Source organism: Pseudoalteromonas sp. Z9A4 (genome assembly GCF_011378845.1).
Taxonomy (GTDB): Bacteria; Pseudomonadota; Gammaproteobacteria; order Enterobacterales; family Alteromonadaceae; genus Pseudoalteromonas; species Pseudoalteromonas arctica.
In genome coordinates this window covers 1-17,351 of record NZ_WTLA01000038.1, presented here as the reverse complement: position 1 = coordinate 17,351, position 17,351 = coordinate 1, and the positions used below count along the sequence as shown (strand labels likewise).

Here is a 17,351-nt window from a genome sequence, read left to right as displayed (position 1 = left end):
TTTCATAAATGAATTATTTAGCTCCAACAATACTGCCAGGCGTAATCGTTGGCGACGAAGTAAGTGCTGTGTATGAACATGCGCGTACTAATCAATATGCGTTGCCAGCAGTAAATGTTGTTAGTACAACATCTATAAATGCGACGCTAGAAGCTGCTAAAAAGAAAAACTCGCCCGTTATTATTCAGCTTTCTAATGGTGGAGCACAGTTTTTTTGTGGTAAGAGCCTATCTTTACCAGAGCAACAATCAGCGGTGCTTGGGGCGGTAAGTGCTGCAAAATACGTACATATGGTTGCCGCACATTATGAAGTAGCAGTGATGCTTCATACTGATCATGCAGCTAAAAAGCTACTACCTTGGATTGATGGTTTACTTGACGAAGGTGAAAGACACTTTGAACTGACTGGCAAACCATTGTTTAGCTCACATATGATTGATCTTTCAGAAGAGCCTCTAGAAGAAAATATTGAAATTTGTGAACGTTACTTAACACGTATGGCAAAAATAGGGATGACGCTAGAAATAGAGCTTGGCTGTACAGGCGGCGAAGAAGACGGTGTTGATAACTCACACCTAGACAGCTCTTCTTTATACACTCAGCCTGAAGATGTTGCATTTGCATATGAGCGTTTAAGTCGTATTAGCCCTAACTTTATAATTGCAGCGTCTTTTGGCAATGTTCACGGTGTATATAAGCCAGGAAACGTTGTTCTTACGCCAACTATTTTAAAAGATTCACAAGCTTACGTATCAGAAAAATTTAATTTACCAAGCAACTCAATCAACTTTGTGTTTCATGGTGGTAGTGGTTCTGAATACGATAAAATTGCAGAGTCTTTAACTTATGGTGTAGTTAAAATGAATATTGATACCGATACGCAGTGGGCGTGTTGGACAGGTATTTTAGACTACTACAAAGTTAACCAAGCATACCTACAAGAGCAAATTGGTAATCCTGATGGGGATGATAAGCCAAACAAAAAATACTATGACCCTCGCGTATGGCTGCGTCATTCAGAGCAAAGTATGGTTGCAAGACTAGAGCAATGCTTTGACGATCTAAATTGTGTAAATAGGTATAGCGCATGAAAAGACTAAATACAGTATTAAAAGAAGACGGTGTAGATACCGATCTTATTTTACTTATTCGCACAATTTTAGCGACCAGTAAAGAAATTGCTTTTCGAGTAAGCCAAGGTGAATTAGCCGGTGTTTTAGGTTCAACATTGAATGAAAACATCCAAGGTGAAGTTCAAAAAAAGCTAGATGTAATTGCAAACCAACTACTTAAAGACATACTACTTGACGACAGCAGCGTTCGATCAGTTGCATCAGAGGAAGAAGATCATGCGGTAGGTGGCCATCCTGAAGGTAAGTTTATTGTTGCTTTTGACCCACTAGATGGCTCCTCTAATATTGATGTTAATGGGCAAATAGGCACTATATTTACTATTTACTTAGCCCGTGATGATGTTGCCTTCGACAGCGACGAGCAATTTAGTCAGCCTGGTGTAAATCAAGTATGTGCAGGCTATGTGTTATACGGCCCTTCATCATTACTTGTAATGAGTACTGGCGGTCCAACGCGTTGTTATACATTAGACTCAACGCATGGCGGTTATCTACTGACAAATAAGCAGTTGAGTGTGCCAGAGCAGAGTCGTGAATTTGCCGTTAATATGGCTAACTACCGTTATTGGGACGAACCGACACAAGTGTATTTTGATAAATTGCTTTACACCTGTGAAAGCTTTGAAAAAAGCTCAATGCGTTGGAATGCAGCGATGGTAGGCGACGTTCATCGTATATTATGCCGAGGCGGGTTATTTTTGTATCCGCAAGATAAACGCAGTGGTAACGATAACGGAAAAATAAGACTGCTTTATGAAGCAAACCCGTTAGCGCTTTTAGTTGAAAACGCAGGTGGTAAAGCAACCTCTAGAGGAACGCGTATTTTAGATATTGCGCCAACTAGCTTGCATCAACGTGTGCCTGTTGCTTTGGGCTCAAATGAGCCTGTAGAGTTTTATAATAAAGCTATGTTATAAAGCATCACTTAGTATATAAATAAAGTAGGGGGCAAGATAATAGCCCCTACTTTTTAACAATTTATTTAACGCATTTCTAATATCCACTTCCCTCACTCAATCGGTATCAGAACCTAATTTCTTAAAAACCTATTAAGTAACAGCATTAATCAATCCTTCAAACTTGGGTGTTATTAGCTCCGAGTACTTAGTTTTATTTGATTTAATTTTACTAATCATTCCTTGTTCTTAATTATTAGTATTCTTCGCTTTAAACCTATCTTACATCATGGTAAAGCCGTTAAGTGGCAATTGGTATACCTGTTGGTAACATTTAAATCTCAAATTGGTTGATCATCGTGCTGCGTTTAAGTATATTAATGTCAAAGGTCACATAAAATAAACATCAGCATAACAAGCTAACACACTAAAATCACACAACAACAACCAGCGGAGAATTCAAATGTCGTTGAAGTCACTAGATAGTAATAACTCTACAACAGGGCAGTTTGCAATGCGTCCAGTTGCAAAATGGGTAAGAACAGCGGTCATCGCAGGCATGACAAGTTCTTGCGTATTCACAGCAAGCGCACAGGAAGATCAGGGAAAAGCGACAGAGGTTGAAGATGACGTTGAAATAATTAGCGTTACAGGTACCCGTAGAACTATACAAGATCAAATAGCGATCAAGCGCGAGTCAACAACCGTTGTTGATGGCTTATCATCAGAAGACATTGGTGATTTACCAGCACTTTCTATCGGTGAAGCACTTGAATCAATTACAGGTGCTGCATCTCACCGTGAAAATGGTGGCGCAACAGAAATTACTATTCGTGGTCTTGGGCCATTTTTAAGTGCAACTCACATCAATGGCCGTGAAGCGACCAATGGTAGTGGTGACCGCTCAGTTAACTTTTCACAGTTCCCTTCTGAACTTGTAAAAAAAGTAGCAATTTATAAAACGCAAGATGCGTCAATGATTGAAGGTGGCGTTGCAGGTGTTATTGCACTTGAAACTATAACTCCACTTGATTTTGGCAAACAACGCGTATCAGCTGAAGTTAAATTAAATTACAACCCAGACGAAGGTAACGTAGATAACTCGCTTCAAAGTGACGCGGGTTACCGTGGCACGTTTAGTTATGTTGATCAGTTTGAATTTGATAATGGCCAAGCCGTTGGTGTGTCGTTTGGTGTACAGCGCCAAGAAATTAGTCAACCAGAAGCTGAATACAGAAGCTCTAGCCCATCTGGTTCTTCACTATGGGCGTGTTTAAACGATCCTAATAATACCAACGAAGGTTTTTATCGTAGCAGCGCAGGCGACTGTGAAGATCAAGTTAGTGGTAGTAGCAACCAAGGTTACGATACAGAAATTGATCCTGAAACGGGTAAAGCAGTAAGTGATGGTACTCCTTATGCTTGGACTGGCAGTAGCCGTAGTTACCGCCAAAACGAGACATCAGATGAGCGTGATGCAATGTTTTTTGCACTGCAGTACCAGCCGTCAGCTGATTGGGATGTCAACATTGATGCACAAATTTCAGATAGAACACAACAAGAAGCACGCCACGATTTAATCTTTTTACAAAAACGTGCTACACCAGGTGTAACCGGTCCAACACTTGTAACTAACGATGTAGGCGGTATATTACATTGGGAAGGTGAAGAGCGTATTGAATCAGCGGGTGAGCAATTCTCTCGTGAAGAAAACTATCAAGGTTATGGCATAAATATAGAACATACAGTTACTGATAGATTAACTGTTGATTTAGATTTAGCGTACTCAAAAACAGAACGCGAAGAACTTCAAATATCTAACCGTGGTAGAACATCAGACCGAAATTTCTTTTCTTGGGATATGGGTGATGAAATCCCTCATTTCACATTAACAGATTTTGACGTAACAGATATTTCAAACTTTACAGATAGCTTAAGAACACGACTTGACCGTGAAAATGTTCGTGAAAACGAAGTTATTTCAGCGCGCTTAGATTTTGACTATATTCTAGATGGTAATGTTTTCACCAGTATTCAAGGTGGTATTAGAACATCTGAAATGACCTTTCTACAGTATGGTGGTAGCCAAGGTAATGGTTCACGAAATGAATACACGCTAGACTCAGGCACTGAAGCACTTGACGTATTACAAGGTTGTCAAATTGACTTTCCGGAATCAGGCTTTTTATCAAGCGTATCTGATGGGGATATTGTAACAAATGTCGATAGTGACGGTAACGTTGTAGATAGCGGTACAGGTTCATCATGGGCTACATACGACAACGTATGTTTCTCACAAGCTGTAGCTGGTTCTAACGCTGATGGTGTGTTTGCTTACCCAGAAGTTGAATATGAAAATGCAGGTACAATTGATGTAACAGAAAAAACAACATCAGTGTACTTAATGGCGAATTACGATACTGAAATGTTTGGTAAATTCATTCGCGGTAACTTTGGTCTTCGTATTGTAGACACAGAAGTAACTTCGATTGGCTTTAGAAATAGCTTTGACGTAGTAACAAGCGACACCGGTGTACTTTCTCTGGTTGAATCTGATAATGGTTCATTGGATAAAATAAAAAGCGGTGGTGACTACACGAAGTATTTACCAAGTTTTAACCTAGTTATTGACTACAGTGAAGATATTTTATTCCGTGCAAGTATATACCGTGGTATGTCACGCGCAGATCCATCTGATTTAGGTTACAGCCGTACATTCCAAGAAGATACAGAAGGTACAGCAACATCAATCAGCGATTTATTAGTGGGTGTAAATGGTTCTGGTAATCCAGACACTCAACCGCTTATGTCGTGGAACTACGATGCTGCGTTTGAATGGTACCCTAACGAAGATTCAATCTTAGCGTTAAGCTTATACTACAAACAGTTCAACGGTGGTTTTCAACAACAAACAGTAATTGAAGATTTTACTGTTGCCGGTGAAACTGTTTCATTACCAATTACTAACTCTGTTACATCAGATGAAGACAGTGAAATACTAGGTCTTGAAGCTTCATTTTCTTACCGCTGGGATAACGGCATCGGTATGAAATTTGGTTACAACTATGCAGACACTGATTTTGAGTTCCAAGATAGCTTATACGGCGATACGTTTGAGACTGACGTAGATGGTAATACTACACAATTAACTGATGGTATTATTGAGTCGGCCTCAGTGCCTGGTTTCTCTAAGCATGTATTTAGCAGCCAGCTCTACTACCAAATTGGTGGATTTGATACTGCTGTTATTTACAAATATCGTAGTGAGTATTTTCAACCGTATACTACAAATGGTACTCGACTTCGTTATGTTGATGGCGTAGGCGTATGGGAAATGCGCGCATCATACAAAATTGATGAGCACTTCAGAGTTAAAGCAGAAGCAATTAACTTGTTCAGCGCACCTAAATCACAAGATTTCTTTGTTGAAGGTAACCTAGGTGAAGTGAATGACTACGGCCCACGCTTATTCTTAGGCTTAAGCTACAAGCTGTAATAATAGTTAAAATATTATAAACATTAAAAAGGCGGTTTTACCGCCTTTTTTCATGTTTATAATTCAAGTTAGATTAGTTATGTAGACTGGTATGTGCCAGTGTAGGACGGATAAGCGAAGCGCCATCCGACACAGTAAAATACCTTGCCAATTATCATCAACATTTTATGTTGTCGAGTGGCTGAACTCACAGCCCAAAGCAAACAAAAAATCTAGCCCGTTTGAGCTTCAAACTCACACAAACCTTCAATGTTACAGCGGCAATATCTTACGATACTACCGCCAGTAATAATGCTCGCGATAGTATTAAACCAATACCTTTATTTTTTAACTTTTCCCTTAAGAACATAAATTTCACCATCGAAACTGCCTTGAATTGTTAGCCCTTGGCTTGCCAACTCTTGCAAATATTCGATATGATCATTAGTAATATGCTGGCCCGGTACTAAAAGCGGAATGCCCGGTGGATATGGAGTAACTAAACCGGCACAAATGCGATTGTTACTTTTGCTAATAGGCACAGATTCGCGGTCGCCATAAAAAGCATCGCTTGGAATACACGCCAAGTCGATGGCTGGTAAATTTTCAGGCAAGCGAGCTCTGCGCGTCGATTTCGATAGTTTTACCTTACCGCTGTCTAGCTTTTTCAACGCATTGTACAAACGAATTATTTTTGAGCGCGTGCCGCCAAGCGTGAGTAAAACTAAAATGGTGCTGTGTGTGTATTTTTCTATCTCTAGCCCAATTTCATCCAGTAAGTATTTATGAATATCTTTTAATGAGTAAGGTAGCTCACTAATATCAATAAGGATCTTTAATGGATCGTGACCCATATTATCACCACTAAAATGCGGGAATATTTCCATAAAGTCTTGCTTAGCTAATACTTTAATTTGCTTAAGCGAGGCCATCTGTTGTTTAAACTCCTCAACATGATTTAGCAGCGCATTGAGCAACTTGTAGCCTTCCATCTCTAATTGCTTTTGGCACACGTCAAGCGATGCAATAAGCTGATATTTAGGCGATGTACTAGCGTAGATACTATAAATCTCTCGAAAGAAATCGGCATCAAAATCGGGGTCGTTAATATGAATATAAGACGCTTGAGAAAACGCCGATACTACTTTATGCGCCGAATGCGTAATGTAGTCAGCCCCAGCATGTATTGCAGAATAATGACGAAAGCTAGGATGAAACAAAGAGTATGCAAACCAGGCTTCATCTATAAACACTTTAATACCATATTGATGAGCATAATCTACGACTTGTTTTAGGTCGCTAAGCAGGCCATCGTAAGTACAACCGGTAAGCACTAGTAATTTAGCATCAGTATTGTTTTCAATTGCTAATTTGATGTCGGCCAACGACGGTGGCGCGAAAATGCCATATTTTGGATTTAAGATACTCGCCAAATAAATGGGGTAACTAGCTGATTGCAAGATGCCATAGTGTACTGACTTATGGCAATTACGGTCGACAATTACTTTATCTCCCTTGCGCAGGAGTGTCTGCAAGATGATTTTATTTGAGGTAGATGAACCATTTGTAACAAAATAGGTGTGCTTAACTTCAAATGTCGCCGCAGCTGATTCTTGAGCGCGACCAATGGTATTGGTGCTGTCTGACAATGAACCTAGCGAGTCTACCGAAACCGACAGGTCGCCAACAAATACATTGCGGCCGTAAAACTGATAAAAATCTTTGATGTAAGGTGAGTTTCTAAAGCTGGAGCCACCGCTATGACCCGGTGTGTGCCAAGAGTCGTTTGCTTCACCGACGTAACGACGATACGCGGTCCAAAATGGTGTTTCAGAGCGATCGTCAAAATCGTTGATCATATAACCTAAAATCGCTTCTGGGTCAGAAATTACTTCATCTTTAAAAAAGAAGGATTCGATTTCTTCTGATTCGTTAACGATTTCCAGCCCTTTGGTGTCGTCGCCGATAACATAAACCGGTAACTCAAGACGAATTGCCTTTAAATCCTCGATAAAGCGACTATACATCCGCTCACCCACTTTGTTGTGCATATCCCAGCTTAGAACCACGGCTTGAATATCACCATCTTCCTCTACATGTTCCAACGCGTGTTTAAGCTCGAGGCATTCAATAATATCGATATGAATATCGTCTCGCTCAAAGTTAGGAATGGTCTTTGACAGATTAGTTGAAAGCCCTTGTAAAGTGGCTGGGTCTTGCTCAATTATCAAGATACGAAGTAGAGGTAGCATAGAGGGTTTCGCAATAAAATTTTATAATGCTCACTAGCATAACCAAAGGAGTGAGACTTGTGAAATTAATACTTTGATAATGTTTTAATAATTGTGCAATTTCACTAACATGCCCTCACGTATAAAATGTTTTATCTAGATGGATTGATAGGCGCGGCTTTTGGGGTTTGTGCTTTGTTGCGCGAGGTAAACTCGCGACTACAGGGGGTGTTATATTTGTAGGCGGGGCTTTATGCCGCGCTTTTTGGGGTTTTGAGGCTTGTGCTTTATTGCGCGAGGTAAACTCGCGACTACAGGGGAGTGTTATATTTGTAGGCGGGGCTTTATGCCGCGCTTTTTGGGGTTTTGAGGCTTGTGCTTCATTGCGCGAGGTAAACTCGCGACTACTTACCGCGCTTTTGGGGCTATTCAGTTTTTTCTTTAAACTCACATAAGTCTTCAATAATACAGCTGCCACACTTTGGTTTACGTGCTACGCAGGTGTAGCGCCCGTGTAGTATTAGCCAATGGTGAACGTCTACTTTAAATTCTTTTGGTACAATCTTTTCAAGCTTTTGTTCTACAGCGACAACATCTTTACCCATGGCAAGCTTGGTACGGTTAGATACACGAAATATATGTGTATCTACGGCTATTACAGGCCAGCCAAAGGCGGTATTGAGTACAACATTAGCTGTTTTACGGCCAACGCCTGGTAGAGCCTCTAACGCTTCACGATTTTCTGGCACGATGCTGTTATGTTCATCCACCAAAATTTGGCACATTTTGTACACGTTGGCAGCTTTAGAATTAAATAAGCCAATGGTTTTTATATAATCACGCAGTGTGTCGTGCCCAATATCTAAAATGGCTTGGGGTGTATTAGCAACAGGGAACAACTTTCGAGTGGCTTTATTCACACCTACATCGGTTGCTTGCGCTGAAAGAGTTACTGCTACTAGCAACTCAAACGGGCTTGAATATTCAAGCTCTGTAACTGGGTGCGGATTATCTTCGCGCAGGCGCGACAGTATTTGGTGACGTTTTTCTTTATTCATGCAACTTAAAACGTATTAGTGCTAATTGTTGCTCTAATACGTTTTCCCCTTAAGTTAAGCTAGTAACACGTGCTCGAGGACCTTTTTCAGCCTCTGGCGGTGCAACTTGTTTTGATTTTATTTGTGCGTCAATTACGTTTTTTGCAGCAATAAGTAGCCCAAGCCCTAAAAAGGCACCCGGTGGTAAAATTGCCAGTAAAAATTGATTATCAAAATTAAATACTTCTATGCGCAAGCTCTGTGCCCATGGGCCAAGTAATAAGTCGGCACCGTCAAACAGCGTACCTTGGCCGATTAGTTCGCGCATAGTACCTAATACTAACAGTACAGCCATAAAGCCTAAACCCATCATTAAGCCGTCAAATGCTGATAAATGAACAGGGTTTTTAGAGGCGTAAGCTTCGGCGCGGCCAATAATGGCGCAGTTAGTTACAATCAACGGAATAAAAATTCCTAATGATTGATATAAACCAAAGGTATAAGCGTTCATAAGTAATTGAACTATTGTTACAAAGCCCGCGATGATCATTACAAATACAGGTATACGAATATCTTTTGGCACCCAGTTACGCACAATTGATACGGTAACATTTGATCCTATTAGTACGAGTAAAGTTGCTAAGCCTAAACCTAAGGCATTTGTTACAGTTGAGGTAACGGCAAGCAGTGGACATAAACCTAAAAGCTGTACAAGGGCAGGGTTATTTACCCACACACCTTCTTTGTATAATGTTTTTAACTCACTCATTTAGCTACCTCCAAACATTCGGCATTAGGTGCTGCAAAAATATCATCAAAATTAGTTTGTGCGAACAATACGGCATTTTTTACAGAGCCCACAACAGCACGTGGCGTTATGGTCGCGCCTGTAAATTGATCAAACTGGCCGCCATCTTTTTTTACAGCCCAGCGAGCGTCTTCTTCGCCTTCAACCGTTAAGCTTTTAAATGTTGTGATCCAAAGTGATTTTTTAACTTCTACTTTGTCGCCTAAACCAGGGGTTTCTTCGTGTTTAGTCGTACGCACGCCAGCAATAGTGCCGTCGCTCAATACAGCTGTTAATAAGTTAATATCGCCACTGTAGCCGTTTGGCGTAACATGCCTAATAACAACAGCGACTGGTTTATTGTTTTTACGAGCACGGTAAATTACTTGGTTTGCGTGTGGGCCTAGTTTTTCGTCAGTAATAATTACGCAATCTTGTGATAATTGATTGTCGTACGATTTTGGGTCGAGCACTTCTTGTAGCTGCGCAGTAAGTTGCAGTTGTTCTTGCTCTGCAATTTTATCGGCAGTAAGCGCGTTGATAGAGGCAACTAAGCCCGTTGTTGCTAAAGCAAACGCAGTTAAAATAGCACCATTTTTAGCCATTGACGAAATGATCATTTTACTGCTCCATGGCCATAAGTACGTGGCTGTGTGTAGTAGTCGATTAGCGGCACTGCAATATTAATCAATAATACGCTAAATGCGATGGCATCAGGAAAACCACCAAAGGTACGAATTAAATAAATTAGTAAGCCAATTAGCGCGCCATAAATTAAGCGCCCTTTGTTAGTTGTTGCTGCAGATACCGGATCGGTTGCTATAAAAAAGGCCCCCATCATAGTGGCACCACTTAATAAGTGAAATAGGGTGCCCGGCTCTGTACCAGGTGATGCGATATAACCAATAGCACTACATACAGCTAAACTTGCGATAAAACTTACAGGAATATGCCAGTTAATTATTTTTGCTTTTAATAAGTATAAACCACCCACCAAAAAGCCTAAGTTAACCCACACCCAGCCAAGGCCAGCCCATTCGTTAAATAATGGCTTTTGCATGCTTTCGGTAACGGTTAAACCGTGTGCTATGTCTGTTTTAACAGTATCCAGCGGTGTTGCCATTGTTAGGCCATCAACCCCTGCACGTACTTGATCAAGGCTAAACCCAGAGGCCGTAAAATCGGTGAATATTAGCCTTAGCTGATCAGCAAAGCCTATTGGCGTATTTATTAAATCGGTAACAGGCAACCATGCGGTCATTTGTACCGGAAACGAAACTAAAAGCAGTACATAAGCCGCCATTGCTGGATTGAATAAGTTAAACCCAAGGCCGCCATAAAGCTGTTTAACTATAACAATAGAAAATAAACAGCCAATAACGATTATCCACCAAGGGGCAAGTGGTGGAATACTCAGTGCCAATAACACGGCAGTAAGCCACGCACTGCCATCACTTAATGCAGGCCAAACAGGGCGCTTTCGTATTAGCATTATTGCAGCTTCAAATACGCTTACAGCAACAAGCGCGAGCACCAGTTGAATAAGTACACCGGTTCCAAAAAAGAAAACTTGAGCAATTAGCCCAGGAATACACGCAGCAATAACGCTAAGCATTAATCGCGTTAACGATTTATGGCTGTGATTATGCGGCGAACTGGCCATGGTTAATTTCATGACTGATTATTTCCTTCTTTTTGTAACTTTTTAGCTTTTGCTCTCGCAATTGCAGCAGCCACGGCGGCTTTTTTCTTATCGTCGGCTGATTTAGGTTTATCTGCGTTAATAAGAACTGATGAGTCATCGGTGTTACTTTCTGCACTCTTAGGTGCTGCGCTATCAACTTGTAGCTCTTGGGGCTGAGTTTGTTCGGTATCTTCTAGTGCTTTAGCCGCTTTTTTAGCTTTAGCACGAGCTATGGCCGCAGCTACCGCTACTTTTTTATCATCAACGGATGCCGCGCTTTGTGGCTCTTCACTCACGGTTTGCTCGGTTTCTTCTAATGCTTTAGCTGCTTTTTTGGCTTTTGCACGAGCAATGGCCGCCGTTACTGCTGCTTTTTTGTCATCAACAGGGGCATCAGTTTGTGGCTCTTCACTCACGGACTGCTCAGCGTCTTCTAATGCTTTAGCCGCTTTTTTGGCTTTTGCGCGAGCAATGGCCGCCGCTACGGCTGCTTTTTTGTCATCAACAGGGGCATCAGTTTGTGGCTCTTCACTCACGGTTTGCTCAGCGCCATCTAATGCTTTAGCCGCTTTTTTAGCTTTTGCACGAGCAATGGCCGCCGCTACCGCTGCTTTTTTGTCATCAACAGGGGCATCGCTTTGTGGCTCTTCACTCACGGTTTGCTCAGCGTTATCTAATGCTTGTGCTGCCTTTTTGGCTTTAGCACGAGCAATGGCCGCAGCTACCGCTGATTTTTTATCATCAACAGGGGCATCGTTTTGTGGCTCTTCACTTACTGTTTGTTCAGCGTTATCTAATGCTTGTGCTGCTTTTTTAGCTTTAGCGCGGGCAATGGCTGCAGCGACTGCTGATTTTTTATCATCAACGGGTACAGTATCGGCCGATTCATCTGTTTGAGATTTTTGCTCTTTATATTTACGCGCTTGTTCTTTACGTAGTGCGCGCTCTTTTGCTACTTCGCTGTTGTCAGGTTCTAATTCAGCAGATTGATCGCCTAGCTTTTTAGCTTTAGCGCGTGCAATAGCGGCTGCAACAGCTGATTTTTCATCGCCGTTATCTGATTTATTTTTAACGCGGGCTAGTGCCTCTGCTACTTTTTGCTTTTCGTCAGCAGATTTAGCGGCAGGTTTACGTTTGTGGCGGTTTTGACGTTCTTCTTGCTCGCGATCTAAACGCTCTTTTCGTGCATCAAAACGCTCTTTTGCTCTGTCGGCTTTAATTTTGTCAGCTTGTTGTTCTTTAATTTCAACTTTGGCTATACGGTAGTACTGTACAAGAGGGATTTCGCTTGGGCACACATATGCACAAGCACCACACTCAATACAGTCAAATAAATTATGCTCTTGTAGCTTGTCGTACTCTTTTGATTTAGCAAACCACTGCAATTGCTGTGGTAATAAAGAAGCAGGGCAAGCATCAGCACAAGCACTACAACGTATACAGGCTTTTTCAGGGCCGGGCTCCGCTAGCTCTTTATGATCAGGCGCTAAAATACAGTTAGTTGTTTTAACTATGCCAATACGTACTGTGGGTAGCGTAAAGCCCATCATTGGGCCGCCCATCACAACACTTTGCTGCGGTACAGGCGAGAAACCTTGGCAATCAAGTAAATGCTTTATTTCAGTGCCAAGTAGTGCCCATACATTCCCAGGCTTATGAATAGTGTTACCTGTTACCGTAACTATACGTTCAATGAGTGGTTTACCTTCATAAACGGCTTGTTGTACGGCAAACAAAGTCCCGGTGTTATGCACTAAAATACCAATATCGGCTGGAATACCAATGCTAGGAACTTCACGGTTAGTAAGTAATTTAATTAATTGCTTTTCACCGCCAGATGGATAAATAGTTGGCACCGTTTGAATAATAATTTTTGAGTTATGCTCAGCTGCTTGCTTCATTGCTGCAATAGCTTCAGGCTTGTTATCTTCTATACCCACAATGCACAGTGTTGGGTTTAAAAGTTGCTGCATTATTTCAATGCCTTGGATAACTTCTTTAGCGTGTTCGCGCATTAAAACGTCATCGGCAGTAATATAAGGTTCGCACTCAACAGCATTTACAATCAAAAATTCGATAGGTTGCTTGGTATCTGCTTTTACATAAGTAGGAAAACCAGCACCACCCATACCGCTAATACCGGCTTGGTGAATAATATTTATAAGCTCGTCATGACTAAGCTCAGCAGGGCTTTTATTTTTATTTAGATCTACCCATTCGTCTTTGCCGTCTGGTTCAATAATAACACTTAGTTCAGGTAGGGCCGATGGATGTGCTGATGGCATAGGTGCAATATCAGTAACCACGCCAGAGCTTGGCGCATGCACAGGTACCGACCAGTTAGCAGCAGGCGCTGTAAGTGGTTGGCCTTTTAAGACGTGTTGGCCTTTTTCTACCAGTAACTTACCGTTTGCGCCTATGTGTTGCTTAAGCGCAACAATGAGTTTGTCGGGCAAAGGTAGGCGAGTGATACTCGCACTATTAGAGAGTGATTTTTGTTGTGGTGGGTGTATGCCGCCAGGAAATGCCCACACGGTGCCTTTTTTTATTTGTTCAAGTAACTTGTCCACTCAAACCTCTAATCTATTTGTGTAACAGGAATAGCATCTAGCTGCCATTTCCAGTTTTGTTTAGTTTCGGCTACAGGTAGCATATCAATGCAATCTACAGGGCAAGGCTCAACACATAAATCACAGCCAGTACATTCATCAATTAACACAGTGTGCATTTGACGAGTTGCGCCCAAAATGGCGTCAACCGGGCAGGCTTGAATACATTTGGTACAGCCAATACATTCATCTTCGCGAATATAAGCCACTGTTTTTATAGGTTCTGCTTGCTCGCCACCGGCAAGTGGTTTTTCATCAACACCCATTAAGCCGGCAAGCTTTTTCATGGTTGATTCGCCGCCCGGTGGGCATTTATTTATTTCATCGCCATTGGCTATGGCTTCGGCGTAAGGGCGACAACCCGGGTAGCCACACTGTCCGCATTGAGTTTGCGGCAAAATAGTATCAATTTGCTCAACAATAGGGTTACCTTCAACGCGAAAGCGAATTGCTGCAAACCCTAAAATAAGTCCAAAAATGAGTGCTAGCGAACCAATCGCTATCAAGGCATAAAACAAGGTCATATTAAAACTTCACTAATCCAGTAAAACCCATAAACGCCATCGACATTAAGCCTGCAGTGATCATTGCAATAGAGGCGCCTTTAAAAGGCGTAGGAACGTCAGCAGCTGCTAAACGTTCTCGTAGTGCTGCAAACAATACAAGCACTAAAGAAAACCCAACCGCAGCACCAAAACCATACACCGCAGATTGTAAAAACGAATGATCTTCTTTGATATTTAATAAAGCCACGCCTAATACCGCACAGTTAGTGGTGATCAGCGGTAAAAATATGCCTAATAAACGATATAGAGTAGGGCTTGTTTTACGCACAACCATTTCGGTAAATTGCACTACAACGGCAATCACTAAAATAAAGCTCATGGTGCGTAAAAAGGCGATATCCAGAGGGATTAAAATATACTGATTAACTAAATAGCTAGTTACAGAGGCAAGGGTAAGCACAAACGTGGTTGCCAAAGACATACCAATCGCCGTATCAAGCTTACCTGATACGCCCATAAACGGACATAAGCCTAAAAATTGTACTAATACAAAGTTATTAACCAGAACTGTTCCGATCAATAACAAGACATATTCTGTCATGTGTGCCTCACGCTATTAAAGTCCTGCGTATTATCCTTTTTTCTGCCCCGATAAACAACATTTGCGAGTCGTTATCAGTTAAATAAACGCAAGGACAAACATATTGATCACAAGGCTGTAAAATTAATGTGATTTTGATGTAAGGAATTAGTCAAATAGCAGAAACAAAAAAAAGAGCAACGAATGCTCTTTTTTGTATTAATTGAAAACTAGTTAAATGTCTTTAGGTTTTTCTATGTAATAACCTTGAACGCCATCTAAACACAACGTTTCTATAATGTGTTTTTCTTCTTGGCTCTCAACACCTTCAGCAAATACGCTAACACCGATGCGGTGGGCTAAATCGACCATTAAGCGCATAAAGTACTGATTGTTTTTATCGTCTTCTAGGCCGCGAGTGTAACTTGCATCCATTTTAATAAAATCAGGTTTTAAATCGCGGAAAAACTTAAATGAGGTTAAACCAACACCAAAACGTTCAACTGTTACGCGGGCACCTACGCGGTGCACCATATCAATAAAGCGCTTACTGGCTTTAATATTTTGTTGTAAGCCAAATTCGCTTACTTCAAATACTAGTTTAGATGCAATATGCGTATCTTTTAATAATCGACGTTCTAACCAAATAACAAACTGGTCATTGTGCGCGCTTGAGGCAGTTACGTTTAAGCCAAAAAACTTTTCAGACAAGTTACGGCTTTTAATTTTTTCTAGAGAAGAGTCGATTATCAGGCGATCAATTTCTATTGCCATACCAAGCTTTTCGGCCATCGCTAGAAAGGAAGCTGTAGGCAGCACTTGATTGTCTTCTGTTTTAAATCGAACCTGTATTTCAGCGTAGGCTTTTATACTTTTACCAAGTGGCATAATGTTTTGCACTACCAAGTGTACACGCTTAGCTTCAATTACCTCGCTAATGACCTTACGCCAGTTTTGATTACCAAAACCAGCGCTCATATTATTAGCTAAATCGGTCTCGCGTTGTACGTGCCAAGCGTTTACTTGTTTTGATTGCGCCATGCTCATCGCATTATCAACAACAGAAAGCAGTTCACCTAAAGGCTTACCTTTTTCGTAACCTACAATACCCGTATTAGCCACTGAGCTTAGCTCTTGATTTTGCTGATACTGGGTAAAACGTGATTGTAAGTTTTCACCAAAGCGTTCTGCTTCTTTTAAAGGGATATGGGGTAGTACCACAGCAAAGTCAGAACTGTTCAACCGAAATACTTGACTGTTAGTGTAAGTGCCACATATATGTTTAATAATATCGGCAACACCTTTTATATATTCGTCACCTTTTTGATAACCACGGCTTTGGTTTATAGCTTGTAACTCGCTACAACGAACCATAGCTAAAGAACCAAATGTGCTTTGCTGACTGTTTTCAACGTGTTTTTCGTAATACTCAACAAACATATTACGATTACCAAGTGAAGTAATTACATCTTTGTACGCTTCATGTTTAATACTCATTGCTGCGTTTTGTAAATCTTCGTTTTTGTTTTTCAAAAAGTGAGATAAACGATTAAAGCTAGGTACTAAATCTTTCCCCATTTTTTTCAATCGAGTGCCATCTAATACTGTTTCTAAATCATTATCAACATGGTTTTGATTGATATAAATATCGATAATGTCAGCAACCGTTGTGCTTATATTTTTATTTAAATGGTAAAAAATAGATTTCATTAAAATTATTGGAATAATAACTAAAATGGCAGAAATAAAAATAACAATAAAAAGAGATGTTTGGAGTTGCGTAGCTAAATGTTCAATATTAAGCACAAATTCGACTTTTATATCTCTAGCGCTGTTTACTGCAAACTGAGGGCGTGCTGAGTTAAAACTCGATAGTACAAAGTCAGCAAACATTGGTAATTGAGTAGGGGGGTTAATGCTAAATACCTCAGCACCTTGGTAATCTCTTAGAGTAAAGCTTGAAAACGTTTTACCATCTGCAATTGATTGTTTTAAGTTTTGAGCAGAGATTTCGTTTAAAGAAAGGTCATTAACATATTTAGTAACAGTAGCTTGTGCATTTTTTTGAGCATCGCTTACCGCAGTATCAAAGCTTATAGATATGAGGTAGCTTCCTGCTGCAACACACAATAACCATGATATTATTTGTATAAAAATAAGTTTTTTAAATCCAGCCATTATTTCGGTCTTTTATAATTCAAAAGGGAAGGAATGAAGTCCTTGATTAATAAACTAAGTACAACGCATTAAATAAAAATCTAATGCTTTAGTTATATACGAAAGGGTAGTGGAATTAGTATGAGATGTCTATGGAATTCTTAGAATTGGCTCCCCCTCCCCGACTCGAACGGGGGACCTGCGGATTAACAGTCCGTCGCTCTAACCAACTGAGCTAAGGGGGAACTACATCATA

General features: G+C 40.8%; 12 protein-coding genes and 1 tRNA gene. 3 read left to right on the top strand and 10 right to left on the bottom strand.

Annotated features, from left to right (window positions below):
• The first annotated feature begins 8 nt into the window (after positions 1–8).
• From fbaA to GQR54_RS18250, 3 genes are all read left to right on the top strand, one after another.
• Positions 9–1,091, top strand: a complete 1,083-nt coding sequence (gene fbaA, locus GQR54_RS18260) for a class II fructose-bisphosphate aldolase (protein ID WP_166379469.1) — start codon at positions 9–11, stop codon at positions 1,089–1,091.
• The gene (locus GQR54_RS18255) at positions 1,088–2,050 is read left to right on the top strand and encodes a class 1 fructose-bisphosphatase (protein ID WP_166379467.1); all 963 of its coding nucleotides are present in this window, start codon (positions 1,088–1,090) and stop codon (positions 2,048–2,050) included. The genes fbaA and GQR54_RS18255 overlap by 4 nt, the downstream gene beginning before the upstream one ends.
• A gap of 442 nt (positions 2,051–2,492) precedes the next feature.
• Complete coding sequence (locus GQR54_RS18250) at positions 2,493–5,525, top strand: TonB-dependent receptor (RefSeq protein WP_166379465.1); 3,033 nt, start codon at positions 2,493–2,495, stop codon at positions 5,523–5,525.
• A gap of 320 nt (positions 5,526–5,845) precedes the next feature.
• On the opposite strand, the gene GQR54_RS18245 is transcribed toward GQR54_RS18250, so the two are convergent.
• The 10 genes from GQR54_RS18245 to GQR54_RS18200 all read right to left on the bottom strand — a co-directional run bounded on the left by GQR54_RS18245 (position 5,846) and on the right by GQR54_RS18200 (position 17,340).
• Positions 5,846–7,756 carry an aminotransferase class V-fold PLP-dependent enzyme gene (locus tag GQR54_RS18245; RefSeq protein ID WP_166379463.1) on the bottom strand — a complete coding sequence of 637 codons (1,911 nt, stop codon included), beginning with the start codon at positions 7,754–7,756 and terminating at the stop codon, positions 5,846–5,848.
• Positions 7,757–8,160: 404 nt separating this feature from the next.
• A complete protein-coding gene (gene nth / locus GQR54_RS18240; RefSeq protein ID WP_166379461.1) occupies positions 8,161–8,793 on the bottom strand; it encodes an endonuclease III in 633 nt (210 codons plus the stop codon).
• A gap of 49 nt (positions 8,794–8,842) precedes the next feature.
• Entirely contained in the window at positions 8,843–9,541 is a 699-nt protein-coding gene (locus GQR54_RS18235) for an electron transport complex subunit E (protein ID WP_002962263.1), read from the bottom strand.
• A complete protein-coding gene (gene rsxG, locus GQR54_RS18230) occupies positions 9,538–10,179 on the bottom strand; it encodes an electron transport complex subunit RsxG (protein WP_166379459.1) in 642 nt (213 codons plus the stop codon). The genes GQR54_RS18235 and rsxG overlap by 4 nt, the downstream gene beginning before the upstream one ends.
• On the bottom strand, positions 10,176–11,234 hold the full coding sequence (rsxD, locus tag GQR54_RS18225) for an electron transport complex subunit RsxD (RefSeq protein ID WP_002962268.1): 1,059 nt from the start codon (positions 11,232–11,234) through the stop codon (positions 10,176–10,178). Before rsxD ends, rsxG begins: the two co-directional genes overlap by 4 nt.
• A complete protein-coding gene (gene rsxC, locus GQR54_RS18220; protein ID WP_166379457.1) occupies positions 11,231–13,813 on the bottom strand; it encodes an electron transport complex subunit RsxC in 2,583 nt (860 codons plus the stop codon). Before rsxC ends, rsxD begins: the two co-directional genes overlap by 4 nt.
• 8 nt (positions 13,814–13,821) lie before the next feature.
• Complete coding sequence (gene rsxB / locus GQR54_RS18215) at positions 13,822–14,376, bottom strand: electron transport complex subunit RsxB (protein ID WP_007585357.1); 555 nt, start codon at positions 14,374–14,376, stop codon at positions 13,822–13,824.
• Between the two features lies 1 nt (position 14,377).
• Positions 14,378–14,959 carry an electron transport complex subunit RsxA gene (rsxA, locus tag GQR54_RS18210; RefSeq protein ID WP_008172491.1) on the bottom strand — a complete coding sequence of 194 codons (582 nt, stop codon included), beginning with the start codon at positions 14,957–14,959 and terminating at the stop codon, positions 14,378–14,380.
• A gap of 213 nt (positions 14,960–15,172) precedes the next feature.
• A complete protein-coding gene (locus GQR54_RS18205) occupies positions 15,173–17,116 on the bottom strand; it encodes a GGDEF domain-containing protein (protein WP_166379455.1) in 1,944 nt (647 codons plus the stop codon).
• A gap of 147 nt (positions 17,117–17,263) precedes the next feature.
• Positions 17,264–17,340 (bottom strand) — tRNA-Asn (locus tag GQR54_RS18200).
• Between the last annotated feature and the right edge of the window lie 11 nt (positions 17,341–17,351).

Coding starts and splice junctions, on each gene's coding strand:
- rsxA (WP_008172491.1), bottom strand. CDS start 14,959: ATGACAGAATATGTCTTGTTATTGATCGGAACAGTTCTGGTTAATAAC.
- GQR54_RS18255 (WP_166379467.1), top strand. CDS start 1,088: ATGAAAAGACTAAATACAGTATTAAAAGAAGACGGTGTAGATACCGAT.
- GQR54_RS18205 (WP_166379455.1), bottom strand. CDS start 17,116: ATGGCTGGATTTAAAAAACTTATTTTTATACAAATAATATCATGGTTA.
- rsxB (WP_007585357.1), bottom strand. CDS start 14,376: ATGACCTTGTTTTATGCCTTGATAGCGATTGGTTCGCTAGCACTCATT.
- GQR54_RS18245 (WP_166379463.1), bottom strand. CDS start 7,756: ATGCTACCTCTACTTCGTATCTTGATAATTGAGCAAGACCCAGCCACT.
- GQR54_RS18235 (WP_002962263.1), bottom strand. CDS start 9,541: ATGAGTGAGTTAAAAACATTATACAAAGAAGGTGTGTGGGTAAATAAC.
- rsxG (WP_166379459.1), bottom strand. CDS start 10,179: ATGATCATTTCGTCAATGGCTAAAAATGGTGCTATTTTAACTGCGTTT.
- fbaA (WP_166379469.1), top strand. CDS start 9: ATGAATTATTTAGCTCCAACAATACTGCCAGGCGTAATCGTTGGCGAC.
- rsxD (WP_002962268.1), bottom strand. CDS start 11,234: ATGAAATTAACCATGGCCAGTTCGCCGCATAATCACAGCCATAAATCG.
- nth (WP_166379461.1), bottom strand. CDS start 8,793: ATGAATAAAGAAAAACGTCACCAAATACTGTCGCGCCTGCGCGAAGAT.
- GQR54_RS18250 (WP_166379465.1), top strand. CDS start 2,493: ATGTCGTTGAAGTCACTAGATAGTAATAACTCTACAACAGGGCAGTTT.